Source organism: Roseinatronobacter alkalisoli (genome assembly GCF_028745735.1).
Classification (GTDB): Bacteria; Pseudomonadota; Alphaproteobacteria; order Rhodobacterales; family Rhodobacteraceae; genus Roseinatronobacter; species Roseinatronobacter alkalisoli.
Map to the genome: position 1 here is coordinate 22,501 of NZ_JAQZSM010000003.1, position 21,811 is coordinate 44,311.

Annotated in this window: 26 protein-coding genes; 12 read left to right on the top strand and 14 right to left on the bottom strand. The window is 60.4% G+C overall.

Going from position 1 to position 21,811, the window contains the following annotated elements; all coding sequences use genetic code 11:
* Window positions 1–2 precede the first annotated feature (2 nt).
* The 4 genes from hisA to PUT78_RS04285 form a co-directional block, all read right to left on the bottom strand.
* On the bottom strand, window positions 3–725 hold the full coding sequence (gene hisA / locus PUT78_RS04270; protein ID WP_274351227.1) for a 1-(5-phosphoribosyl)-5-[(5-phosphoribosylamino)methylideneamino]imidazole-4-carboxamide isomerase: 723 nt from the start codon (window positions 723–725) through the stop codon (window positions 3–5).
* Window positions 726–845: 120 nt separating this feature from the next.
* On the bottom strand, window positions 846–1,310 hold the full coding sequence (locus PUT78_RS04275; RefSeq protein WP_274350927.1) for a DNA polymerase III subunit chi: 465 nt from the start codon (window positions 1,308–1,310) through the stop codon (window positions 846–848).
* 3 nt (window positions 1,311–1,313) lie between these two features.
* Window positions 1,314–2,813: a leucyl aminopeptidase gene (locus PUT78_RS04280; protein ID WP_274350928.1), complete on the bottom strand. Its 1,500-nt coding sequence runs from the start codon at window positions 2,811–2,813 to the stop codon at window positions 1,314–1,316.
* 249 nt (window positions 2,814–3,062) lie between these two features.
* Complete coding sequence (locus PUT78_RS04285) at window positions 3,063–3,839, bottom strand: MipA/OmpV family protein (protein ID WP_274350929.1); 777 nt, start codon at window positions 3,837–3,839, stop codon at window positions 3,063–3,065.
* Between the two features lie 166 nt (window positions 3,840–4,005).
* Here PUT78_RS04285 and PUT78_RS04290 point away from each other — a divergent pair, with 166 nt between their 5' ends.
* From PUT78_RS04290 to cueR, 3 genes are all read left to right on the top strand, one after another.
* Window positions 4,006–4,623, top strand: a complete 618-nt coding sequence (locus PUT78_RS04290; protein WP_274351228.1) for a (d)CMP kinase — start codon at window positions 4,006–4,008, stop codon at window positions 4,621–4,623.
* A gap of 111 nt (window positions 4,624–4,734) precedes the next feature.
* Entirely contained in the window at window positions 4,735–7,194 is a 2,460-nt protein-coding gene (locus PUT78_RS04295; protein WP_420793456.1) for a heavy metal translocating P-type ATPase, read from the top strand.
* A gap of 302 nt (window positions 7,195–7,496) precedes the next feature.
* Window positions 7,497–7,892 carry a Cu(I)-responsive transcriptional regulator gene (cueR, locus tag PUT78_RS04300; protein ID WP_274350930.1) on the top strand — a complete coding sequence of 132 codons (396 nt, stop codon included), beginning with the start codon at window positions 7,497–7,499 and terminating at the stop codon, window positions 7,890–7,892.
* Window positions 7,893–7,939: 47 nt separating this feature from the next.
* On the opposite strand, the gene PUT78_RS04305 is transcribed toward cueR, so the two are convergent.
* Window positions 7,940–8,194 carry a hypothetical protein gene (locus tag PUT78_RS04305; protein WP_274350931.1) on the bottom strand — a complete coding sequence of 85 codons (255 nt, stop codon included), beginning with the start codon at window positions 8,192–8,194 and terminating at the stop codon, window positions 7,940–7,942.
* Between the two features lie 208 nt (window positions 8,195–8,402).
* On the opposite strand from PUT78_RS04305, the gene PUT78_RS04310 reads away from it, so the two are divergent.
* Window positions 8,403–8,696: a DUF1330 domain-containing protein gene (locus PUT78_RS04310; RefSeq protein WP_274350932.1), complete on the top strand. Its 294-nt coding sequence runs from the start codon at window positions 8,403–8,405 to the stop codon at window positions 8,694–8,696.
* A gap of 30 nt (window positions 8,697–8,726) precedes the next feature.
* Here PUT78_RS04310 and PUT78_RS04315 read toward each other — a convergent pair whose 3' ends face one another.
* From PUT78_RS04315 to PUT78_RS04325, 3 genes are all read right to left on the bottom strand, one after another.
* Window positions 8,727–9,023, bottom strand: coding sequence for an FtsB family cell division protein (locus PUT78_RS04315; RefSeq protein ID WP_274350934.1), 297 nt, complete (start codon window positions 9,021–9,023; stop codon window positions 8,727–8,729).
* A gap of 93 nt (window positions 9,024–9,116) precedes the next feature.
* The gene (locus PUT78_RS04320; protein ID WP_274350935.1) at window positions 9,117–9,332 is read right to left on the bottom strand and encodes a hypothetical protein; all 216 of its coding nucleotides are present in this window, start codon (window positions 9,330–9,332) and stop codon (window positions 9,117–9,119) included.
* Window positions 9,320–10,546, bottom strand: coding sequence for a phosphoglycerate kinase (locus PUT78_RS04325; protein WP_274350936.1), 1,227 nt, complete (start codon window positions 10,544–10,546; stop codon window positions 9,320–9,322). Before PUT78_RS04325 ends, PUT78_RS04320 begins: the two co-directional genes overlap by 13 nt.
* A 168-nt stretch (window positions 10,547–10,714) precedes the next feature.
* On the opposite strand from PUT78_RS04325, the gene PUT78_RS04330 reads away from it, so the two are divergent.
* Both PUT78_RS04330 and PUT78_RS04335 read left to right on the top strand, forming a co-directional pair.
* Window positions 10,715–11,221, top strand: coding sequence for a peptidylprolyl isomerase (locus tag PUT78_RS04330; protein ID WP_274350937.1), 507 nt, complete (start codon window positions 10,715–10,717; stop codon window positions 11,219–11,221).
* Window positions 11,214–11,828 carry a peptidylprolyl isomerase gene (locus PUT78_RS04335; protein ID WP_274350938.1) on the top strand — a complete coding sequence of 205 codons (615 nt, stop codon included), beginning with the start codon at window positions 11,214–11,216 and terminating at the stop codon, window positions 11,826–11,828. Before PUT78_RS04330 ends, PUT78_RS04335 begins: the two co-directional genes overlap by 8 nt.
* Before the next feature lie 84 nt (window positions 11,829–11,912).
* On the opposite strand, the gene PUT78_RS04340 is transcribed toward PUT78_RS04335, so the two are convergent.
* The 6 genes from PUT78_RS04340 to PUT78_RS04365 all read right to left on the bottom strand — a co-directional run bounded on the left by PUT78_RS04340 (window position 11,913) and on the right by PUT78_RS04365 (window position 16,601).
* On the bottom strand, window positions 11,913–12,308 hold the full coding sequence (locus PUT78_RS04340; protein WP_274350939.1) for a DUF4168 domain-containing protein: 396 nt from the start codon (window positions 12,306–12,308) through the stop codon (window positions 11,913–11,915).
* Between the two features lie 271 nt (window positions 12,309–12,579).
* A complete protein-coding gene (locus tag PUT78_RS04345) occupies window positions 12,580–13,764 on the bottom strand; it encodes a vWA domain-containing protein (protein ID WP_274350940.1) in 1,185 nt (394 codons plus the stop codon).
* Between the two features lie 4 nt (window positions 13,765–13,768).
* Window positions 13,769–13,933, bottom strand: coding sequence for a hypothetical protein (locus PUT78_RS04350; protein WP_274350941.1), 165 nt, complete (start codon window positions 13,931–13,933; stop codon window positions 13,769–13,771).
* A 16-nt stretch (window positions 13,934–13,949) separates the two neighbouring features.
* Window positions 13,950–15,314, bottom strand: coding sequence for a DUF2927 domain-containing protein (locus tag PUT78_RS04355; protein WP_274350942.1), 1,365 nt, complete (start codon window positions 15,312–15,314; stop codon window positions 13,950–13,952).
* A complete protein-coding gene (locus PUT78_RS04360; protein ID WP_274350943.1) occupies window positions 15,311–15,757 on the bottom strand; it encodes a GNAT family N-acetyltransferase in 447 nt (148 codons plus the stop codon). The genes PUT78_RS04355 and PUT78_RS04360 overlap by 4 nt, the downstream gene beginning before the upstream one ends.
* A 1-nt stretch (window position 15,758) precedes the next feature.
* Window positions 15,759–16,601, bottom strand: a complete 843-nt coding sequence (locus tag PUT78_RS04365) for an AAA family ATPase (protein WP_274350945.1) — start codon at window positions 16,599–16,601, stop codon at window positions 15,759–15,761.
* Window positions 16,602–16,812: 211 nt separating this feature from the next.
* On the opposite strand from PUT78_RS04365, the gene dksA reads away from it, so the two are divergent.
* The 6 genes from dksA (at window position 16,813) to PUT78_RS04395 (ending at window position 21,810) form a co-directional block, all read left to right on the top strand.
* Window positions 16,813–17,235, top strand: a complete 423-nt coding sequence (gene dksA, locus PUT78_RS04370) for an RNA polymerase-binding protein DksA (RefSeq protein ID WP_274350946.1) — start codon at window positions 16,813–16,815, stop codon at window positions 17,233–17,235.
* Between the two features lie 129 nt (window positions 17,236–17,364).
* A complete protein-coding gene (locus tag PUT78_RS04375) occupies window positions 17,365–18,528 on the top strand; it encodes an FAD-dependent monooxygenase (protein WP_274350947.1) in 1,164 nt (387 codons plus the stop codon).
* A gap of 62 nt (window positions 18,529–18,590) precedes the next feature.
* Complete coding sequence (locus PUT78_RS04380) at window positions 18,591–19,175, top strand: retropepsin-like aspartic protease family protein (protein ID WP_274350948.1); 585 nt, start codon at window positions 18,591–18,593, stop codon at window positions 19,173–19,175.
* Window positions 19,176–19,245: 70 nt separating this feature from the next.
* Window positions 19,246–20,472, top strand: a complete 1,227-nt coding sequence (trpB, locus tag PUT78_RS04385) for a tryptophan synthase subunit beta (RefSeq protein WP_274350949.1) — start codon at window positions 19,246–19,248, stop codon at window positions 20,470–20,472.
* Between the two features lie 401 nt (window positions 20,473–20,873).
* The gene (locus PUT78_RS04390) at window positions 20,874–21,236 is read left to right on the top strand and encodes a hypothetical protein (protein WP_274350950.1); all 363 of its coding nucleotides are present in this window, start codon (window positions 20,874–20,876) and stop codon (window positions 21,234–21,236) included.
* An 82-nt stretch (window positions 21,237–21,318) separates the two neighbouring features.
* Window positions 21,319–21,810 (top strand): helix-turn-helix transcriptional regulator, encoded by a 492-nt coding sequence (locus tag PUT78_RS04395; protein WP_274350951.1) that lies wholly within the window; start codon window positions 21,319–21,321, stop codon window positions 21,808–21,810.
* The last annotated feature ends 1 nt before the right edge of the window (window position 21,811 follow it).

Sequence of the window (21,811 nt, forward strand, 5' to 3'; positions counted from 1 at the left end):
GGCTAGGCTTTCAGAACCGCCAATGCCTGCGCCAGATCCAGCTTGCCATCATACAGTGCGCGCCCGGAAATCGCCCCGTCCAGCGCCGCGCCACAATCGCGCAGGGCAATCAGGTCTTCCAGCCGTGACACACCGCCCGATGCGATAACCGGAATCCCCGTGGCGCGGGCCAGTGCAGCCGTTGCCGCGACATTCGGCCCCTGCATGGCCCCGTCGCGGTTGATGTCGGTATAGATAATGGCCGCAACGCCCGCATCCTCGAACTGGCGGGCCAGGTCTGTCACCTCGACATCGGTTTCGGTGGCCCAGCCCTTGGTGGCCACGCGCCCGTCGCGTGCGTCAATGCCCACCGCCACTTGCCCGGGAAAGGCCGCGGCCGCCTGCCGCACCAGATCGGGGTTTTCAACAGCCACAGTGCCAAGGATGACGCGGCGCAATCCCTTTTTCAGCCACGTTTCGATTGTCGCCATATCACGAATGCCGCCACCCAGCTGGCAGGGAATATCGACCGCCGCCAGAATGGATTCAACTGCGGCGGCATTGACTGGGGTGCCCGCAAACGCGCCGTTCAGGTCCACCAGATGCAGCCATTCCGCCCCCTGCGCCGCGAAGGCGCGCGCCTGCGCGGCAGGGTCGTCATTGAACACGGTCGCCTGATCCATTTCGCCTTTATACAGGCGCACACATTGCCCGTCTTTCAGATCAATTGCCGGATAAAGGATCATGCGCTGCGCCTCTCGAAGTTGTGCCATTTCGCCGCCTTCTAGCCTGCAGCTATCGGCACGGAAACCGGATTTGGCTTCATCTTGCCAAAAATACTCAAAAAAAGCCCAAGGACTGGCGCATCAGCTGCCTGATTGCGCCTTCATCTGCCATCGGCCGCTTTCTTCAGACCAGTATTCCGCTGGCATGCCTGCGGCTTTCACCGCTTTCCACTGCGCGCGCGCGTGGTCTGTGGCCGCCGCATCATTGCCGTCAAACAATATCCACAACCGTTCCAGCCCGTCGGCGTCCTGCGGGGTGGCGTCGGCCATGTCAATGACCATCAGGCAGGCGGGGTTGTTGGGGCAGGCATGGTCCTGTGTCAGCAGGATGGGCTGGTCGGCATCATGCGCGCCACCTGCCAGCCCATGGGGCAGAAAACCGGCCTTGTCGCCCAGCCACAGCGTTTCATCCAGCCGCGCCAGTACCGCCGGGTCGCGCCCGCGCACTGTGACACGCCATCCCGCCTGATGGGCGCGGTCAAGCAGCATATGCGCGGTCACTTCCAGCGGATTGCGGGTCAGATGATAGAAGATGACCTTGCCCATGGCTTAACCATCCTCGAATGTCGCGCGGATCAGCGCATCCAGCGCCAGCACCCCCCAGCCAGATGCGCCTTTGGGGGCATGCGCGCTTTCGGTTTTCGGCAGTGCGACACCGGCAATGTCCAGATGCATCCAGGGTGTGCCGGGTTTGATGAAACGTTGCAGGAACTGCGCCGCCGTGATCGACCCTGCCGCCCGCCCGCCGGAGTTTTTCACATCCCCGATCCGCGAGGAGATGAGTTTGTCATAGCAAGGGTCCAGCGGCATGCGCCACGCGCCTTCGCCCATATGGTCTGCCGCTTTCAGAAAGGCATTGGCAAGCGCATCATCATTGGCGAAAACCCCGGCCTTGTCATGCCCGAGTGCGACAATGATGGCCCCGGTCAATGTGGCCAGGTCAATGACAGCGCGCGGCGCGAAACGGTCCTGCGCATACCAGAGCACATCGGCCAGCACCATCCGCCCTTCGGCATCGGTATTGATGACCTCGATCATGTCACCCTTCATGGACTGCACCACATCACCGGGGCGTTGGGCGCGGCCATCGGGCATGTTTTCCGCCAGCCCGACCAGCCCCACGACATTGGCGCGCGCCTTGCGTTCGGCCAGCGCCTGCATCAGCCCGACAGTGACAGCCGCGCCGCCCATGTCCATGGTCATTTCTTCCATGCCTGCGCCAGGTTTGATGGAAATGCCGCCAGTGTCGAACATCACCCCCTTGCCGACAATTGCCAGCGGGGCGCCTTGCGCACCCTGCCAATGCAGGATTGCCAGTTTCGACGGGCTGTCAGACCCTTGCCCGACCGCCAGCATGGCGCGCAAGCCAAGGCGGTTCAGGTCATCTTCATCCAGAATTTCCACTTTCAGGCCCAATGCCTGCATGTCGTTAATCTGGTTGGCGAAGCTGGTTGTGGTCAGCACATTAGCCGGTGCGTTTACCAGATCACGGGTCAGGTGAACTGCGCGCGCCAGTGCCAGCGCATCGGCGCAATCTGCGGCCTTGTCCAAATCGCGGACCATGACCGACAGCGGGCCTAAATCCGGTTTCGGGGCGGATTTCTGTGCCTGATACTGATAGGCGCGCAGCGCTGCGGCCTGCAGCATGTCGGGCAGGGGCATGGAATCCGCGCAGATCAGCGCGGGGGATTTCGACAGGGCTTTGCCAATGCTCAGCCCGGCCTTGCGCAGCGCAGCGCGGTCCGCGCGCCTGTTAAGACGGATAATCTGCAAGGCTTCCGCCTGCATGCCTGTGGGCCATTTCAGTACCAGCCCGCTGCCCGGTTCCAGTGCCGCGAAATCCGCGCTGCCAACCGCACGCGATACTGCCCCCCGCGTCAGTTTGTCAGCGCGGCGCGCGGCGCGCGGCAGACGGGCGTCGATATCGGCGAACACGGTGACATGGCCGGAATGGGCCACGATATCGTCCAGATCGAAGGGCAGGAATTCAGGCGACAGCGGGCCGGTTGCAGGGCGGGACGCCGGGCCTGGCGATTCTGGGGTGGGCATGGGCACTCCGATTCGGTTGCTTTGGTCCAAGACCTAGCGCGGTGCCGGGGTAAATGCCACCATCAGAAGGTGTATCACTGCGCGCCCCGGACCGCAGCCTGATCAGATGGCGGCATCCTGTTCGCGGGTGGTTCTGGTTTGGCGTATTCACAAAGCCCGCGCCAGCGGTGGGCCGGGCTACGCCCTTGATTCCGTGCCTTTCGAATGTCCAACGCCGGATCTGGCCGACCTCAATCCCAGCCGCGACCGTCAGAAACGGAAGTTGAAATGCCGCGTAATCCCGATGGACGCGCCGAACTGGTCGCGGCTGCCTTGCTGCACAATCGGGGAACTGGCAGCATCGCCGCGCAGGCGATCATAGCGTAGCGCACCGGTAATACCCCAATCGTCCGACAGCGGCTGATAGACGCCCAGTTCCACCCCCACCGAATGGACCCCGCCGGAAGGGGTATAGGCAGCAAGGCCGGAAGTAACGGATTCAGCCGCACTTACCCCGAAATAGCTGCGCGCAAAGCGGGAATTGCCGGATCCGGCGCGTGGGCCGGCATGCACCACCAGACCATCAGCGCCACGATAGATCGCATTCGCGCCGATTTCGCCAGTCACGCCTTTATGCCCGATCACGCCATAGCGCAGATCAGCAAAGACCTGCCAGAATTCGGTTGTGTGATGTACGCCCGCCCCGATTTCAAGCGCGGCTTTCACGTCATCCATCCCGGCCAGTTCGTTTTCGCCCTTGCGCTTGGGGATATAGCGCAACGACCCGCGCAGCCCGGTGCCAGTGGCAAATTGTGTCGGCCCGTCAGGGTCGCCAAGCTGCGCACTGCCAAAACGCAGCCCCGTGAACCCGAAGGCACCGCCCGGCGCAATGCGGTTGCTGTCCGCCCCGAAATATTTGGGCGCGGTCGCGACCCCACCTGTCACTGAAAATGCCAGCGCGCGGTCCTGCGCAAGCGCAGATGTTGTGGTCATGCTGAGCGCGGCAATCAGAAACGGGGCGAGGAATTTGCGGGTATTGGGGGACATGGGCAGTGATCTTTCATGCAAAGCGGCGCTACAGGGACACAAGACCTGATATAGCGCTGAATCCCGCGCTTTCCATGACGGCTTTTTTGCATCCGCAGAATTCGGCAAAACCGTTGCAGTTGCGTGACAATACAGGCAAGAGGGCATAGTACTTCAGGAGGGGATGATGCAGTTCACAGTTGCCATTGATGGTCCCGCCGCCGCAGGCAAAGGCACGATCAGCCGCGCGATTGCCCGCGAATTCGGGTTCGCTCATCTGGATACGGGCCTGTTATACCGGGCCGTCGGGGCAAAGGGGGGAAACCCCGTTCTGGCCGCACAAGAACTGACGCCTGATGATCTTGCGCGCGCGGATCTGCGTAGTCTTGAAGCCGGCGAAGCGGCCAGCCGTGTGGCGGCGATTCCCGAAGTGCGTGCAGCACTTGTGGCGTTCCAGCGTGATTTCGCGCGCCGCGAAGGTGGCGCGGTGCTGGACGGGCGCGATATCGGCACTGTGATTTTTCCCATGGCCGAAGTGAAGCTGTTCGTCACCGCCACCCCCGAAACCCGCGCCCGCCGCCGTTGGCTGGAAGCCGACGAAAAATCCGCAAGCTATGAAGATGTGCTCAATCAGGTACGAGAGCGTGACGCGCGGGATATGGGGCGCGCCGATGCGCCGTTGCGCCCTGCCGATGATGCCGTTCTGCTTGACACAACGGAAATGAGCATTGCGCAGGCCGTTGACGCGGCCAAGGCCAGTATCGCGCGTAAACTGGCGCAGGTGCAGGCGCAGAAACAGCCCTGACCACCGAAGACGCGGTTTTTTTCGCAGGTCTTGTTCAAAGGGCCTTGACCCTCCATCTACTGGAAGGGCCATGTGGTGTGGCAGATGCCTTGCCTGACGGAGTTGCCGCTGATGAACGTTCACCCTGCCACTATGACCGAAAGCCGGTCTTTTCATCTTGATGGCCTGTCCTGCGCGGGCTGCGTGCGACGGGCGGAAACCGCCCTGAACGCAATTGACGGGGTGCAGGATGCAAGTGTCAATCTGGCGCTTGCGCAGGCGAGTGTTCAGGCACGCCCGGATGTGGCGCTGGACGACATGCAAAAGGCGCTGCGCAAGGCGGGCTATCCGATGCGCGTTGCGCAGATTGATCTGGAACTGGACAATATGACCTGTGCATCCTGTGTTGCACGGGTTGAAAGCGCGCTGGCGGCTGACCCGGCGGTGCTGCGCGCCAGTGTTAACCTGAATACCGGGCGCGCGCAGGTGGATGTGCTGGACGGGCAGGGCGACAGCGCGGCATTGGTGCGCTTACTGGAAAAGGCGGGTTATCCTGCGCGGGTTATATCCGGTGCGGACAGCACGGACCCGCGCGCGCGCCAGCAGCTTGAAGCCGCAGCAATGCGCCTGAAATTCCTGACAGCAGCGGTACTGACCCTGCCGGTATTCGTGCTGGAAATGGGCGGGCATGCCTTTCCACCCTTTCACCACTGGTTGCATCATACCATTGGCATGCAGGCGCTGTGGGTGGTGCAGTTTCTGTTGGCCACTGCCGTTCTGGCGGGGCCGGGGCGGGTGTTTTTTCTGCGCGGTGTACCTGCATTATGGCGTGGTGTACCGGATATGAACAGCCTGGTTGCCGTGGGCACGGCGGCGGCATGGGGCTTTTCGGTCATTGCGACATTCGCGCCCGCATTGCTGCCCGAAGGTACGCGCGCGGTTTATTTTGAGGCCGCGGCAGTGATCGTCACGCTCATCCTGCTGGGGCGCTGGCTGGAAGCGCGCGCCAAGGGGCGCACAGGGGCCGCGATTGCGCGGCTGGTGGGGATGCAGCCCAAAACCGCACGGGTTCTGCGTGATGGCGTGGAGCACGATATTGCAACCGCGGAACTGGAACCCGGCGATCTGGTGCTGGTGCGCCCCGGTGAACGTATTCCGGGTGATGGCGCGTTGACAGAAGGCGAAGCGCTGATCGATGAAGCCATGATCACCGGGGAACCCCTGCCAGTGTCCAAAGGGCCGGGGGACAAGCTGGTGGGCGGCACAGTCAATGGTGCCGGGGCCTTTCGTATGACCATTACCCGCACGGGTGCCGACACGGTTCTGGCGCAGATTATCCGTATGGTCGAAGGGGCGCAGGGCGCGAAACTGCCGGTGCAGGCGCTGGTGGATAAGGTGACGATGTATTTCGTCCCTGTCGTTATCGGGCTTGCGGTTCTGACAGTGCTGGTCTGGCTGGCCTTTGGGCCGGATCTGACATTCGCACTGGTGGCGGGGGTGTCGGTGCTGATCATTGCCTGCCCCTGCGCGATGGGGCTGGCCACGCCCACATCCGTTATGGTGGGCACCGGGCGCGCGGCAGAACTGGGGGTTTTGTTTCGTAAGGGCAGCGCGCTGCAACTGATGGATGGGGTGCGGGGCGTGGCGTTTGACAAGACCGGCACCCTGACCGAAGGCCGCCCCGTCCTGACCGCGCTGGAGGCTTTGGGTGATGCAGATCACGCACTTGCGCTGGCAGCCGCGCTTGAATCGCAATCCGAACATCCGATCGGGCGCGCGATTGTGGCGGCAGCACAGGATAAGGGCCTGACGCTTCCTGCGGTCAGCGGGTTCAAATCGCTGACGGGTCTGGGGCTGCGCGCGGTTGTGGACGGGCGCAACGTGGTTCTGGGCGCCGAGCGGTTGATGGTGCAGGAGGGCATTGATCCGGGCGCGTTGCGGGACAAGGCGCAGGAACTGGCCGGGCAGGGGCACACACCGCTGTATCTGGCGCGCGACGGGCAGGTGCTGGCCATGATTGCCGTGGCCGATCAGCCCAAGGCGGGCGCGCGGCAGATGGTTGCAGCCCTTCGGGAGCGTGGCTTGCATGTGGCGATGATTTCGGGCGATGCCCGCGCGACCGCCGAAGCGATTGCCCGCGATCTGGGCATTGATCATGTCGTGGCCGATGTGATGCCCAAGGGCAAGGTAGACGCACTGGAAAAACTGCGCGCGGACTGGGGCAGCGTGGCATTTGTGGGCGATGGCATTAATGATGCCCCCGCGCTGGCTGAAGCCGATATTGGCATTGCCATCGGCACCGGAACCGATGTCGCAGTAGAAACTGCGGATGTGGTGCTGGCGTCCGGCGATCTGCGCGGCGTGGTGCAGGCGCTGGATGTGTCGCGCCGCACCATGCGCAATATCCGTCAGAACCTGTTCTGGGCGTTTGCCTATAACACAGCGCTGATTCCGGTTGCCGCAGGGGTGTTATACCCGGCCATGGGAGTGCTGCTCTCGCCCATGCTGGCGGCGGGGGCCATGGCGCTGAGTTCGGTTTTCGTGCTGTCCAATGCGCTGCGGTTGCGGTTCATGCCTGCGGTGGCGGGGTGATGGTACTGGTCTTAAGTAACTGTTGGGCAAACACAAAGCCCGCGCTATAGGTGGGCCGGGGTCTGCCGGTTCCACGCTGGATGAGTTCACTTTATGCGGGTAGCATTACCCCGCCATTTAAGGCTTGGCCACACGCCAGCGTATCTGGCAGGCTGCGGGACGGCCCACCGGTGGCGCGGCGGGCTACGCCCTTGATTCCGCGCTTTTGGGAAGGCTCTATAGCGTGTCCGAGAAGCGCAAAACCGGTTCAAACACTATCCCGCCACATGCTTTACGATGCTGATATCACGACAGGAGGATGCATGAATATTTCCGAAGTCGGGCGCAAGGCAGGGCTGCCGCCCAAAACCATCCGCTTTTATGAAGACATCGGGCTGATCCGGCCTGCGCGCATGGATAACGGCTATCGTGACTTCAGCGAGGAAGACCTGCACAGGCTGGCATTCCTGCGCCGTGCGCGCGCGCTTGGTTTCTCGGTCGAGGAATGCCGCCAGCTACTCGGCCTTTATCATGACAAGACCCGTTCCAGCGCGGATGTGAAACAGCTTGCGCGGGAACATCTGCAACGTGTGGATGACCAACTGGCAGAATTGCAGCAGATGCGCGCGACACTCGCGCATCTAATTGATGCCTGCGCGGGCGACCATAGCCCTGATTGCCCGATTCTGGCCGATCTGGCCCAAACCACCAAGGGGTGACACGGCGCGTGCGCCGGTTGGTCGGGCATCAGTCAGACGGGCATTGGTCAGACGGGTACGGAAGCTTTCGTTACCCGTGGCGCCAGTTTCGGAACCGGCCTTTTGGCCTGCGTGCTGCTGCGTGACGCTGGCCGCAGCGTGTTTTTCAGCGACTCTGCCTCTGCCCCGATTTCCGCGGCACTTTCGCGCGGCATGCTGCGCGACATGCTGCACAGCATTCGCAAACAGGTTTCCTGCTGATTCTGATACATTCTGATCCAGAAAACATTTGCCTTCATCCAGAATGAAATGGGGTCCATCATTGGTGTTCCTCCTCCTTGGTCGGGGATTCGCGCACTGGCGACCGATGGCGCTGGTACATCGCAAGATACCATTATTGCGTGAACGCCTTGTAATTTTCTATCGTATACGCGTGTATCACACAAAATTATAACGAGACCTTGACCTGGCGCAAATACCAGCCAGCTGGTGCATAGTAGCGTCTGCCGTCCTGGACAAAGGAAAAAACGAATGCCCAAAGCATACTGGGTGGCCCATGTCGATGTCAAAGATATCGACGCCTATGCAGCATATATCCGCGCGAATGCGGCTGTGTTTGACGAATTCGGTGCGAAATTCATCATTCGCGGTGGCCGACAATACCAAATGGAAGGCACAACCCGTGCGCGAACAGTTGTGATCGAATTCAAGAATATGGCGATGGCGCGGGCGTGCTATGAAAGTGCCGGATATCAGGCGGCAAAGGCGCTGCGCGCGCCCTGTTCCTTTGCTGATCTTGTTATCGTGGAAGGATATGACGACTGACGCGATGTCGTCGGCACCCGCGCCGGAATGTCAGCGAATCACGATTTCATCGGGGCGCATCAGGCCCAGCACATCGCGCGCGCGTTCATCCAGCAGGTCCAGATCCAGATAGGCATCGGACATGCGGCGGGTGCGGTTTTCCAGCTCGGTCAGTTCAATGGCCAGCCTGTCGCGGGTGACTTGCAGATCGGCAATTTCGGCTTCGATCTGAACACGGTTGAACAGGCCAAAGGCCCCTTGCACTGCCGCGAAGGTAAAATAGATCGCCAGCACACTGGCGGTGCCAAAGTAGAAAAATGCACCAATCGCGGGGCGGGGGTTTTTCATCTGTTGTCTGCCTGCACTGGATGGGGTGTTTTTTGTCCCTTGCGCAGAACAATGCCACAGCGCGCGGGCTTTGTGAATCCCCTTCCGCAGGGGTCAGGCCAGAAATACCCCCAGAACCACCATCATCAGGCCCAGTGTCGACACGGCAAGGGCGGCGAAATTGATCAACACCGCCTTTTGCATGCGCGCGCGCATGGCATTGTCATCCAGCCCCGATTTGCGCAGCTTCATGACATACACAATACACCAGAGCAGCCCGGCAATGCCCGCGACTGATATCAGCGCCCCTGTCCAGATCAGATATTCCATTCCTTGTCCTTGTTTGACGCCTGTTCACTGTCCAGCGCTGCCACGCCCGGAAGAGTCTTGCCTTCCATCCATTCCAGAAACGCGCCGCCAGCGGTGGAGATATAGGTGAAATCATCCGCCACGCCGGCCTTGTTCAGTGCCGACACTGTGTCGCCGCCACCGGCCACGGAAATCAGCGACCCCGCAGCGGTCAGGCGGGCGGCTTCCTGTGCGCAGGCGTTGGTCGCCGTATCGAAAGGCGCGATTTCAAATGCGCCCAGCGGGCCGTTCCAGACCAATGTCCGGCAATCCGCAAACAGTGCGGATATGGCGGCAATCGTTTCCGGCCCTGCATCCAGGATCATCGCGTCATCGGGGCATTGATCGACGGGCAGGGTTTCATGCGCCGCACCGGCGGCAAATTCGCGCGCAATGACAATATCGCGGGGCAGGTGAATGGTGCAGCCCGCTTCCTCGGCGTTGGCAAGGATGTCGCGCGCGGTATCAGCCATGTCACGTTCCGCCAATGACGTGCCGATCGCCAGCCCTTGCGCCACCAGAAAGGTATTGGCCATACCACCGCCGATGACCAGATGGTCAACCCTGGTGATCAGGTTCGACAACAGGTCCAGCTTGGTGGACACTTTGGCCCCGCCAACGATTGCCGCAACCGGGCGTTCGGGCGTGCCAAGGGCTGCGTCCAGTGCTTTCAGTTCCGCTTCCATCAGGCGGCCCGCACAGGATGGCAGCAATTGCGCCAGCCCTTCGGTGGATGCATGCGCGCGATGCGCAGCGGAAAAGGCGTCATTCACGTAAATGTCGCCCAATGCGGCCATTCCGGCGACCAGCATGCGGTCATTGGTTTCCTCGCCCGCGTGGAAACGGGTGTTTTCCAGCAGCAGAACACCACCATCCTGCAATTCGGAAACCGCTTTCTTGGCGGGAATACCGATGCAGTTTTCGGCAAATGCAACAGGCTGGCCAAGGGCCGCTTCAAGCGCGGGCCGCACCAGCGACAGGGACATGTCGGGGTCCGGCTTGCCCTTTGGGCGGCCGAAATGGGCCAGCAGCACAACCTTGCCGCCTGCTTCCGTTATGTGCCTGATCGTGGGCAGGATCCGCTCAATGCGGGTGGCGTCGGTCACGCGCCCGTCTTTCAGGGGGACATTGATATCCACCCGCACCAGCGCGGTCTTGCCTGCAAAATCCATGTCGTCAAGTGTTTTGAAAGCCATTACTGCGCATCCCATGTTCGTTCAACTTGCCGCTATCTGGCGTGAAAGGGGGGGCAGGGTCAATGCCAAGTCGTGCCTGCCTGCGACAAGACAGGTATAAGGCGGGGCTTTTCCTTGGGGCCAAGACGCATTAGGTTGCGCGCCAGACCAGATCAGAAGGAGCGCCAGATGGCCGAGATCAAAGACCCCGAAAACACCATCCTGATGGAGTTGAAAACCGGCACTGTCACAATCGAGTTGCTGCCGGATGTGGCCCCGGGCCATTGCGCACGCATGAAAGAACTGGCGCGGGCAGGGGCTTATGACAATGTTGTGTTCCACCGTGTCATCGAAGGCTTCATGGCCCAGACCGGCGATGTGGCCAATGGCAATACCGAAAAGGAATTTGACCTGCGCCGCGCCGGCACCGGCGGTTCCGACCTGCCGGACCTGAAGGCGGAATTTTCCGGCGTACCCCATGACCGCGGCACGCTGGGGGCGGCGCGTTCGCAAAACCCCGACAGCGCCAACAGCCAGTTTTTCATCAATTTCGGGGATAACCATTTCCTGAACCGGCAATACACGGTTTATGGCCGTGTCATCGCGGGGATGGACCATGTTGATGCCATCACCCGTGGCGAGCCGCCGGCGAATCCCGACAAGATGATCAGCGTGAAGGTGGCCGCCGATGCGTGATAAACTGCTGTTTGCAGGGCTGTTTGCGGTTGGTCTTGGGATTCTGGGCGCGTCCTGGCACAGTATCACGCAGGCCAATGCCGACACATCCGTGCCTGCGGACCATTCCGGCCCGGTGATGGTGATCGATGTGGCGGGCGAAGCGAATGGTGTAATCCGCGTCGCGCTGCGCGACGATCTGGCACCAGACCATGTGGACCGCATTGTGACACTGGCCGAACGCGGCGATTATGACGGTGTGGTCTTTCACCGGGTGATTGACGGGTTCATGGCGCAAACGGGCGATGTGGAACACGGCAAGGAAGACGGCAATGCGCGCCGCTGGGGCACCGGGGCGTCTGACCTGCCTGATCTGCGCGCCGAATTCACCAGCCAGCCGTTTGAACGCGGTGTTCTGGGCATGGCACGTTCGCAAAGCCCGGACAGCGCCAATAGCCAGTTTTTCATCATGTTCGCACCTGCGCCGCACCTGAACGGGCAATATACCGTTGTAGGCCAGATGATTGACGGGTTCGACGTGCTGGATGCCATCAAGCGCGGCACTGGCGGAAACGGCGCCGTGGTTGGCACACCTGACCGAATGGCGCGCGTGACGATCGAACGCTAGGTTCTGCGTTAAATTCAAAAATACGGGCGGGGAACATCTGGGTATGTCCCCGCCCGTTTTCATTTCAGTGCATCTTGCAGCGTGTCAGCCGCCCATATGCGCTTCGGTAAAGCGGGCATCGATGCGGGCGGCAAGTTCAGGGTCTTCTGCTGCGGCATTTGCGATGGCGATATATTCGTCCAGTGTAATGCCGGGCGTTTCCTCCACTGCTTCCAGCATGGCGGCATCAGCGGCTTCCAGTATTTCCATCTGGGCGTTCTGGTCTGCTTCGGCCTCGATCTGGGCCATATAACCTTCGCGGACCTCGTTCACAGCCAGCGCGGCCGCGATAAAGGCGTCAACCATGTCGGAATCGGCGGCAATGGCGGCACCGTCAATCTGGCCCTGCTGATCCTGCGCCACGGCCATCGGGGCAAGAAGGGGCGCAGTTGCCATGGTGGCGGCCAGCGCGGTCGTGGCGAGGAATTGTTTCAGACTCATTGCAATCTCCTGTGTCATGGACAGTGCGCGGCAGGTTTGCCGTGCGCTGGCCATTAGCTAGGGATCATGCTGCAACCATGCAAATCGCCCGGCGGAAATATGCTTGGATTATGTTTAATGCGGTGACTCCCACTATGGCATGTCCAGATGGAACGAAAACGGCCATGTTTGTGGGTGGGGCGTGACGCGGCGGGTGTGGCCTTGATTCCGCGCCTTTCCGCCCGCTTCACGCCGGATGCCACCAGCCCTTGTGCGTCCCGTCGAAGGGGCGTTAGCGGCCCAGTTCCCTGATCCCGCGTGTAATGCCGTCAAGGGTCATGGGCACCATGCGCCCTTCAAATATTCTATCAATCATACCAATGGATTGCGTATGACGCCAATGGTTTTCCGGGGTCGGGTTGATCCACAGATTATCCGGCCATTGCACACGCGCACGGTTCAGCCAGACCTGACCGGTTTCTTCATTCCAATGTTCATTCGCGCCGCCCGGATACATGATTTCATAGGGCGACATCGCCGCATCGCCCACGAAAATGCATTTCCAGTCACTGCCATAGCTGCGCAGCAAATCATGGGTCGCGATGCGGTCACTCCAGCGGCGGGAATTGTCACGCCAGACAAATTCATACAGGCAGTTGTGGAAATAATAATGTTCCAGATGCTTGAATTCGGCGCGTGCGGCGCTGAACAATTCCTCGACCACGCGGACATGGTCATCCATAGATCCGCCAATATCAAGTAAAAGCAATATCTTGACGGCGTTTCTTCGTTCTGGCCGTGTCCTGACATCCAGCCAGCCCTGTTCGGCTGTGGCACGGATTGTACCATCGAGATCCAGTTCATCCACGGCCCCGTCACGCGCCCATTTGCGCAGCCGTTTCAGTGCGACCTTGATATTGCGCGTGCCCAGTTCCACGCTGTCATCCAGATTGCGGAATTCGCGCTTGTCCCAGACCTTAACCGCGCGCCGGTGGCGCGATGTGTCCTGCCCGATGCGCACCCCTTCGGGGTTATAGCCATAGGCCCCGAAGGGCGAGGTTCCGGCCGTGCCGATCCATTTATTGCCGCCCTGATGGCGTTCCTTCTGGTCCTTCAGGCGTTGCTTCAAGGTCTCCATCAGCTTGTCAAAGCCGCCAAGCGCGTCAATCTGCGCGCGGTCTTCGGCGCTTAAATGTTTCTCCGTCAGCTTTTCCAGCCAGTCACGCGGCAGATCAACCGCTTCCAGAACCTGATCAAGGCTGATATTTTCCAAGCCCTTGAAGCTTGCAGAAAACGCGCGGTCGAAACGGTCCAGATGGCGTTCATCCTTCACCATGGCCAGGCGGGCCAGGTAATAGAACCCCTCGATATCATAGGTGACCAGACCGGCCTGCATCCCTTCCAGAAAGGCCAGGAATTCGCGCAGGGATACCGGCACGCCATGGTCACGCAGGTTCTGGAAAAACGGCAGAAACATGGGGTTACAACAGTTTTTCCAGCCCGATCGTGGCAAACAGGCCCAGCAACGCGCCGATAATGCCGCCCACGGCGGCATATTGGGCCTTGTCCAGCCGGTTGCCGCCGCGCTGATGCGCGCTGCGCAGCCCCAGAATTGCGCCTGCTATCAATCCGAAAATGACGATCATTGTTCTTCCTCTTCCTTCAGTTCCGCTGCGCAAGGGCTGCGATTTCCTCGCGGCGGCTGTCAACGGCACGTTCCGACCCGAAACCGAAAAGCGCGAAAGGCACGGCGTCACGGCGCAGGTTTTCAGCCTGATCGCGGCGGCCCTGGTGTTCCAGTGATTGCGCGCGCAGCAACATCAGTGACGCGAGCAACGCGCCGTTTTCCGTGCGCCGCGCTGCGGACATGGCAGTGTCGGTCAGGTGCAGCACCAGATTATGCTGGCCGCTGGCCAGCGCCTGCGCGGACAGATGCAAATAGATATGCGCGCGATGCGCTTCGGTGCCGGGGCGGTCGTTATAGATGCGCGCAGCAAGAAGCATGGCATCCAGCGCCTGCGCGCCATCTTCGCGGGGGGCAAAGCGGGCCGACAGGAACAGGCTGAATGCTAGGCGTTCGTCCTTCCAACCCTGTTCCAGCGCGATGGCCAATGCGCGCTGCGCCGCGCGGAAACTGGCCCGCGATGTGCGCCCACCCAGTGCGGATTCAATTGCTTCGGTCCAGGCGCGGGGGGTGGGAACCCGGTCCAGCGGCAGCGCCGCGCTTGCGCCACCGGGATTGTGCCGCGCCAGCAGCGCGGGCAAGCGTTCGGCCACCTGTGCGCGGGTCATTCCGGGCTGAAGGGCCGGGTCGTTCCAGACGCGCAGTACCAGCATGTCAAACCCGGTCAGAACAGTCTGAAGATTGTCGTCATTCCACACGGTTTCTCCTATGCGGAACAGGTCGTTCAACGGGCCAAGGGCCTGCGCGATTTCTTCATGCAGGCAATCGCGCATATCCTGCACAGTGCTGTCTGCAGGGGCAATGACAAGCGCACGGGTGCGGCGTGCAATGCGTGTCCAGTCCAGTGCGGGCGCGCGCGGATCGGCGCGGAATGCGTCCCAGCTGGCGACATTGGGCAGCACGAAACAGGCCGCATCCGGCACTACGCGGCGCAGCGTGGCGCGGGGCACGAATTCAACCACGATCTGGCCCTGTTCGGGTACGCGGCGGATATCCAACCCCGCTTCGCGTTGCAGCCGTGTTATCAGCCGGTCGGTTTCGATAACGCCAAGCGGTGGTATCTGCCCTTGAAGTGACAACGTGACAGGCCCGTCAAAGCGCGAAAACTGTGGGATTTCGCGCCCGGATTCCAGCCGGAACCCAAGTTCAAGAATGTCCTGCGCAATCTGGGCGTTGCTGCGCGCGGGTGCAAAGGGGCGTGGCGGGCCGAACAGGGCCTGCGAACTGATTGCGCGGGTCTGCAGCGACAGGTCCGTCGGTGGCTCTGCCGGCGCGGGTGGCCCCATTCCGCAACCCGCCAGAAAATACCCTGCACAGGCAAGGGCGAATGCAGCCCGCATCATGAGGGGCGTTTGTATTTGATGAAAGGGGTCACTTCGCCCACCTTGTCATAGAGTTTGCGGGCCGTGGCGTTGAAATCCTGTGTCATCCAGTAAACGCTTTTCACGCCGCGCGCATCCGCTGCGCCATAGACCGCCGAAATAAGCGCGCGCCCCACCCCCATGCCGCGCGTTTCGGGGGTGGTGAACAGGTCTTGCAGGTAACACACCCCTTCGGGTTGCCAGCAATGGGCGTGAAACAGGTAATGCGCCAGCCCTGTCGCCTGATCATCCTGCCATGCCATATAGCCGCAAGGGCTGTGCGGGTCATCCGACAACAGCGCGGCAAAGGTCGCGTCATACACATCCAGCGGCAGGGATGTGTCATAAAAATCCAGATAGGCATACCAAAGCTGCGCCCATTGGGGTTTGTCCTGTGCGCTGACGGGTCTGATGTCGAGTACCATGTCAGCGCCCCTGCCTGCGTGCCATGAAGGCAAGCCGTTCGAACAGATGCACATCCTGTTCGTTTTTCAGCAATGCGCCATGCAGTTTCGGAAGCGCATCCTGCCCGTTGCGTTTCAGATCTTCAGGCGACAGGTCTTCGGCCAGCAGTAATTTCAGCCAGTCCAGCACTTCCGATGTGGAGGGTTTCTTCTTCAGGCCGGGCGTTTCGCGCACTTCCAGAAACTGGGTCAGCGCGGTGGTCAGAAGGGCGGGTTTGATGTCGGGGAAATGCACCGCGACAATGGCTTTCAGAGTATCAAGATCAGGGAACCGGATATAGTGGAAAAAGCAGCGCCGCAGGAACGCGTCGGGCAGGTCTTTTTCATTATTCGACGTGATGATGACAATCGGGCGATGCCGGGCGCGGATCATCTCGCCGGTTTCATAGACGAAAAACTCCATCCGGTCGAGTTCCTGCAACAGATCATTGGGAAACTCGATATCGGCCTTGTCGATTTCGTCAATCAGCAGAACCACGCGCCCCTCCGCCTCGAATGCCTGCCATAATTTACCCTTGCGGATATAGTTATTCACATCACCGACGCGCGCATCGCCCAGCTGGCTGTCGCGCAGGCGCGACACGGCGTCATATTCATAAAGCCCCTGTTGCGCGCGGGTGGTCGATTTGATGGACCATTCGATCATCGGCATATCCAGCGCCGCGGCAATCTGGCGGGCCAGTTCGGTCTTGCCGGTGCCCGGTTCGCCCTTGACCAGAAGCGGGCGTTCCAGCGTGATGGCGGCATTGACCGCGATGCGCAGATCGTCGCTGGCAATATAGGATTCGGTGGACGTGAAGCGCATGTGACTGATGTTTTCCCTGAACTGTGCGGCCATGACCGAAACCGAACCTAGCTTGCCCTGACAGGCGCGGCAAGGCGGGTTTAAGAAACCGTGCGAAAGGGCGTGACATTCCTTGGCCCATCAGCTATTTGCCCGTCAGACCGCCGAATATGGGTGCGCGATGGAAGAAGACCTCAAAACCTATCATTCTGCACAGACAGGGGAACGGGGCATGAAGCCAGAATCATTCCTGCCGGATGACTACAGACCGGCCGAAGACGAGCCTTTTATGAATGACCGTCAGGTGGAATATTTCCGTAGAAAACTGATGGTCTGGAAAGAAGATATCCTGAAGGGATCACAGGAAACGCTGGCCGATCTGGCCAATAGCAGCCGTAATATTCCTGACATTGCAGACCGGGCATCGGAAGAAACCGACCGCGCGCTGGAATTGCGCACGCGCGACCGGCAGCGCAAACTGATTTCCAAGATCGATGCGGCCCTGCGCCGGATCGACAATGGCGAGTTCGGCTATTGCGAAGTCACGGGCGAGCGGATTTCCCTGAAGCGTCTGGATGCGCGACCAATCGCGACCATGACATTGCAGGCGCAGGAAGCGCATGAACGCAAGGAACGTGTGCATCGCGACGATTGATCGCGCGCGATGCGGCTGAACTGCGACACCGGGTTCCCTTATGGGCCCGGTGTTTTTATGTTACGCCCCCGCGCAGACAGTATTGCCAGTTGATTTGCCCTGTCACCGGGGCGCAGACAGGGGGATGGCGTGGCGCTTGCAGGTCTGGAAGTCATCATCATCGGCGGCGGTATTGCCGGGCTTTGCGCAGCGGCGGCCTTGCGCCAGCATGGTGCGCAGGTGCTGGTTCTGGAACAGGCCGGCGGGTTCCGCGAGGTTGGCGCGGGTTTGCAGATCAGCCCCAACGGCGCGCGCGTGCTGGGTGCGTTGGGGCTTGCGGACGGGCTGGCGCAATGCGCCATGCGCAGCAAAGCGGTTGTGCTGCGCGCCGGTGCGACCGGGCGTCAGGTCATGCGGCTGGATTTGCCGGATGACGGGGCAGGGTTCCATCTTGTCCACCGCGCGGATCTGATTGCATTGCTGGCGGGCGCGCTGGACGGGGTTGAAACCCGTTTCGTGGCGCAGGTGGCGCAGGTCAGTCCTGATGGCCCGCGCCCCAGTGTGACCTTGCAGGGCGGCGAAACCCTTGCTGCGGATCTGGTACTGGGGGCGGATGGGTTGCATTCGGTCTTGCGGCCCGCGCTGCAAACCGGCGCGGTGGAGGCGCCGTTTTTCACCGGGCAGGTGGCATGGCGCGCGCTTATCCCCGAGCAGCCCGATTGCCCGGCCGAGGCGCAGGTCTTCATGGGGCCGGGGCGGCATCTGGTCAGCTATCCGCTGCATGACGGGCGCCTGCGCAACATTGTCGCGGTGCAAACGCGCCGCGACTGGGTGGCCGAAGGGTGGAATCACCCTGATAACCCTGCGAATCTGCGCGCAGCTTTTGCCGGGTTTGATGGCCCCGTGCCGGGCTGGCTGGCGCAGGTAGAACACGTTTTCCTGTGGGGGTTGTTTCGCCACAAGGTCGCGCGGAACTGGCATAAGGGCCATGCCGCGATTCTGGGTGATGCGGCGCATCCGACGCTGCCATTCATGGCGCAGGGGGCGAATATGGCGCTGGAAGATGCATGGCAACTGGTGCGGTGCCTGCAACAGGCACCGATTCCCGCAGCGCTTGCGCAGTATCAGACAGCGCGGCATGCCCGCGTCGCAAAGGTGATTGACGCGGCCAATCGCAATGCCCGCAATTACCATCTGCGCCAGCCATTGGCACAGATTGCACATGCGGGCTTGCGGCTGGCATCCCGGCTGCGCCCCGATGCGCCATTGCGCCGGTTTTCTTGGATCTACGATTTTGATGTCACGCACCGGTGAAAACTGCTGGTTTTCAGCGCCACCGCCCCCAATTATAAGGGTCATGCGCAAAGAGGGGCATTATGGACAGTGATCAGGTTGCACGGCTGGTCTATCTTGGGGTCTGGGGCACGGTTCTGATCAGTTATTTCCTGATCGCGCGCCAGCAGAATATCGGACAGACGCTGCGGCATGCATTGCTGTGGGGCCTTATTTTCGTGGGTGTGGCCGCAGGTTACGGGTTGTGGCAGGATGTGACGCAGTCAAACCGCGTATCCGTGACCGGTGACGGTGCGATTGTGCTGCGCGCAGCGCGGGACGGGCATTTCCATCTGGATCTGCAGATAAATTCCGAACCTGTGCGTTTCATCATCGATACTGGCGCATCTGATCTGGTCTTGTCACGCGCTGATGCAGAGCGGGTCGGGCTGGACCCTGATACGCTGGCCTATCTGGGGCAGGCGCGCACGGCCAATGGCATTGTCGGGCTGGCGCGGGTCAGTCTGGACGACGTGATTCTTGCGCATGGCGATCTGGAAATCCATGATACAAACGTGCCCGCTTTCGTAAACGAAGGCCAGTTGGATGTGTCGCTTCTGGGAATGGGGTATTTACGCCGCTATGCGCGCATTTCCATCGAAGGCGAGCGGCTGATTCTGGAAAGATAGGCGGGATATGCTTGTCTGACAGGGCGCGCGGCGCTAGGAGTCGCATCAACAACCGTTTGAGGAAACGCGCATGCCTGATGATCTGATCAACTCTTTCATGACCGGCCCTGATGAACAGGGACGGTTCGGCATTTATGGCGGACGTTTCGTGTCGGAAACGCTGATGCCGCTGATCCTGGAACTGGAAGCCGAATATGAACGCGCCAAGACGGATGCCAGTTTCTGGGCGCAGATGGATGACCTGTGGACGCATTATGTGGGCCGCCCGTCGCCGCTGTATTATGCCGAACGCCTGACGGAACATTGCGGCGGTGCGAAAATCTATCTGAAACGCGATGAGCTGAACCATACGGGCGCGCATAAGATCAACAATGTTCTGGGGCAGATTCTGCTGGCCATGCGTATGGGCAAATCCCGCATCATTGCGGAAACGGGTGCCGGCCAGCATGGCGTGGCAACGGCCACGGTCTGTGCGCGGTTCGGGCTGAAATGCGTGGTCTATATGGGCGCGCATGACGTGGAACGTCAGGCCCCGAACGTGTTCCGCATGAAATTGCTGGGCGCCGAAGTCGTGGCCGTGCGGTCCGGTCGCGGCACATTGAAAGATGCGATGAATGATGCGCTGCGCGACTGGGTGACCAATGTGCATGACACGTTTTATTGCATCGGCACGGTTGCAGGGCCGCACCCCTATCCGGCGATGGTGCGCGATTTCCAATCCATCATCGGCAAGGAAACCCGTGAACAGCTGATGGCCCGCGAAGGGCGTCTGCCCGATACGATTATTGCTGCCATTGGCGGCGGATCAAACGCGATGGGGCTGTTCTATCCGTTTCTGGACGATAAATCCGTCAATATCATCGGGGTAGAAGCAGGCGGGCGTGGTGTTGACGACCGGATGGAACATTGCGCCAGCCTGACAGGCGGGCGTGCGGGCGTGCTGCATGGCAACCGCACCTATCTTCTGCAGGATGAACATGGCCAGATTCTGGAAGGGCATTCCATTTCGGCAGGGCTGGATTATCCGGGAATCGGGCCGGAACATGCCTGGCTGAAGGATATGGGCCGCGCGCAATATGTCTCCATCACCGATGACGAGGCTTTGGCCGCATTCCAGACCTGTTGTGCGCTGGAAGGAATCATCCCGGCGCTGGAACCAAGCCACGCATTGGCCCATGTCCTGAAAATTGCACCGGACCTGCCGCAGGACCATCTTCTGGTGATGAATATGTGCGGGCGGGGCGATAAGGACATTTTCACTGTGGCTAAGCATCTTGGCGTGGAAATCAGCGCGTAAACTTAGGTTTATAGGCCGAAAATAAACCCTTTCTTAATAGATTCGTCCACTCAGCGGCGCTAGCTAGGCCGTGCTGAAAGCGAGATATTTTATATCACTTTCAGCACATCGTTGTCTGTGTGTGCTTCCAATTCAGCCGCAGGGCCAAAAGGCGTTTGCGTCAGTTTTATGTGCCAGTTTGTATCAGTGCCTGTGTGTATGAGTATGCGTAAATTGTGGGCTGACGCCGAACGCCGATGGTGTGCCTTGGACTGGGAATCAGGACATCGCATTTATTTGCTGCTGGCTTTTGCATGTGTAATCAGTATCAAGCGTATCGCCGCATCCCGTGAGTATTACACGGGGTGCGGTCGTTCTTTTCGCCCGGTCAGTTGCACCGGGCATGCCATGGAGAATGCGCCATGCTGCGTGGAATCGGGATCATCTGCCTTGCGCTTTCTTTCACCATGTCCCCGGTACATGCACAGCACGAAGACTCGCAGCCCCGTATCACACCCGAAATGGTCAGTGGTGCGCTGCGGGATCAGGGCTATACGATCGAATCCGTCACCCGGACCATGTTGGGCCGTGTTCGCGTTGTCGCGTCTTCAGGGCATATCTGGCGCGAGGTGGTGCTGGATCTGTCCGCAGGGCAGATCCTGCGTGATTATGCCGTGGAATTTGCCCCGGATAAAATCCCGCCCCGCATAAGCGGTGAAATGCCGCGCGGTGGCACAGTGCTTGATGACGGCGTGCTGCCTGGAATCAGGAAAAATATTGAATGACCTGTCTTTCTTGCCAATCCCGACTTCTTGCTGCCCCCCCTGGACGAGGTGCGCGGTGAAGCTGAAATTTATAATCCTTTTTATGGTTTTGATTCAGGCAATAGGGGCGCTGTTCTTCATCAGCGAGATTGTGATGTCGCTTCTGGGAATTGAGCGCCAGCCCATCGACTGGCAATTGCGCGAGATGATGGAAATCGGCGCTGCGGTCGCCTTGATCATCGGGTTGGTCATGTCGGCGGTGCTGCTGATGCAGTCCCAGATCAGGCTTGGCCGTGCCGAGGCAAAACTTGAACGCGCGTCCAGTGCGTTTCTGGACCTGATGGACCAGCGCTTTACCGGCTGGGGCCTGACACCTGCGGAACGTGATGTTGCGTTTTTTGTGCTGAAAGGGTTCAGCATTCAGGAAATCGCATCATTTCGCACCACGTCTGAAGGAACGGTCAAGGCGCAGACAAACGCGATTTACCGCAAGGCAGAGGTCAACGGGCGCGGTCAGTTAATGAGCCTGTTCATCGATGATCTGATCATGGACGCCGCGCCGTTGCGCCCTGATGCCAAGACCGCAAAACCCTGAA

Excerpts from the sequence above, each read along its gene's own strand:
- PUT78_RS04315 (WP_274350934.1), bottom strand. The coding sequence starts at position 9,023 with ATGAAAAACCCCCGCCCCGCGATTGGTGCATTTTTCTACTTTGGCACC.
- trpB (WP_274350949.1), top strand. The coding sequence starts at position 19,246 with ATGCCTGATGATCTGATCAACTCTTTCATGACCGGCCCTGATGAACAG.
- PUT78_RS04275 (WP_274350927.1), bottom strand. The coding sequence starts at position 1,310 with ATGGGCAAGGTCATCTTCTATCATCTGACCCGCAATCCGCTGGAAGTG.
- PUT78_RS04290 (WP_274351228.1), top strand. The coding sequence starts at position 4,006 with ATGCAGTTCACAGTTGCCATTGATGGTCCCGCCGCCGCAGGCAAAGGC.
- PUT78_RS04345 (WP_274350940.1), bottom strand. The coding sequence starts at position 13,764 with ATGTTTCTGCCGTTTTTCCAGAACCTGCGTGACCATGGCGTGCCGGTA.
- dksA (WP_274350946.1), top strand. The coding sequence starts at position 16,813 with ATGAAGCCAGAATCATTCCTGCCGGATGACTACAGACCGGCCGAAGAC.
- PUT78_RS04325 (WP_274350936.1), bottom strand. The coding sequence starts at position 10,546 with ATGGCTTTCAAAACACTTGACGACATGGATTTTGCAGGCAAGACCGCG.
- PUT78_RS04310 (WP_274350932.1), top strand. The coding sequence starts at position 8,403 with ATGCCCAAAGCATACTGGGTGGCCCATGTCGATGTCAAAGATATCGAC.
- PUT78_RS04380 (WP_274350948.1), top strand. The coding sequence starts at position 18,591 with ATGGACAGTGATCAGGTTGCACGGCTGGTCTATCTTGGGGTCTGGGGC.
- PUT78_RS04365 (WP_274350945.1), bottom strand. The coding sequence starts at position 16,601 with ATGCGCTTCACGTCCACCGAATCCTATATTGCCAGCGACGATCTGCGC.
- PUT78_RS04395 (WP_274350951.1), top strand. The coding sequence starts at position 21,319 with ATGGTTTTGATTCAGGCAATAGGGGCGCTGTTCTTCATCAGCGAGATT.
- cueR (WP_274350930.1), top strand. The coding sequence starts at position 7,497 with ATGAATATTTCCGAAGTCGGGCGCAAGGCAGGGCTGCCGCCCAAAACC.
- PUT78_RS04305 (WP_274350931.1), bottom strand. The coding sequence starts at position 8,194 with ATGATGGACCCCATTTCATTCTGGATGAAGGCAAATGTTTTCTGGATC.
- PUT78_RS04335 (WP_274350938.1), top strand. The coding sequence starts at position 11,214 with ATGCGTGATAAACTGCTGTTTGCAGGGCTGTTTGCGGTTGGTCTTGGG.
- PUT78_RS04320 (WP_274350935.1), bottom strand. The coding sequence starts at position 9,332 with ATGGAATATCTGATCTGGACAGGGGCGCTGATATCAGTCGCGGGCATT.
- PUT78_RS04285 (WP_274350929.1), bottom strand. The coding sequence starts at position 3,839 with ATGTCCCCCAATACCCGCAAATTCCTCGCCCCGTTTCTGATTGCCGCG.
- PUT78_RS04280 (WP_274350928.1), bottom strand. The coding sequence starts at position 2,813 with ATGCCCACCCCAGAATCGCCAGGCCCGGCGTCCCGCCCTGCAACCGGC.
- PUT78_RS04390 (WP_274350950.1), top strand. The coding sequence starts at position 20,874 with ATGCTGCGTGGAATCGGGATCATCTGCCTTGCGCTTTCTTTCACCATG.
- PUT78_RS04360 (WP_274350943.1), bottom strand. The coding sequence starts at position 15,757 with ATGGTACTCGACATCAGACCCGTCAGCGCACAGGACAAACCCCAATGG.
- PUT78_RS04330 (WP_274350937.1), top strand. The coding sequence starts at position 10,715 with ATGGCCGAGATCAAAGACCCCGAAAACACCATCCTGATGGAGTTGAAA.
- PUT78_RS04340 (WP_274350939.1), bottom strand. The coding sequence starts at position 12,308 with ATGAGTCTGAAACAATTCCTCGCCACGACCGCGCTGGCCGCCACCATG.
- PUT78_RS04350 (WP_274350941.1), bottom strand. The coding sequence starts at position 13,933 with ATGATCGTCATTTTCGGATTGATAGCAGGCGCAATTCTGGGGCTGCGC.
- PUT78_RS04295 (WP_420793456.1), top strand. The coding sequence starts at position 4,735 with ATGAACGTTCACCCTGCCACTATGACCGAAAGCCGGTCTTTTCATCTT.
- PUT78_RS04355 (WP_274350942.1), bottom strand. The coding sequence starts at position 15,314 with ATGATGCGGGCTGCATTCGCCCTTGCCTGTGCAGGGTATTTTCTGGCG.
- hisA (WP_274351227.1), bottom strand. The coding sequence starts at position 725 with ATGATCCTTTATCCGGCAATTGATCTGAAAGACGGGCAATGTGTGCGC.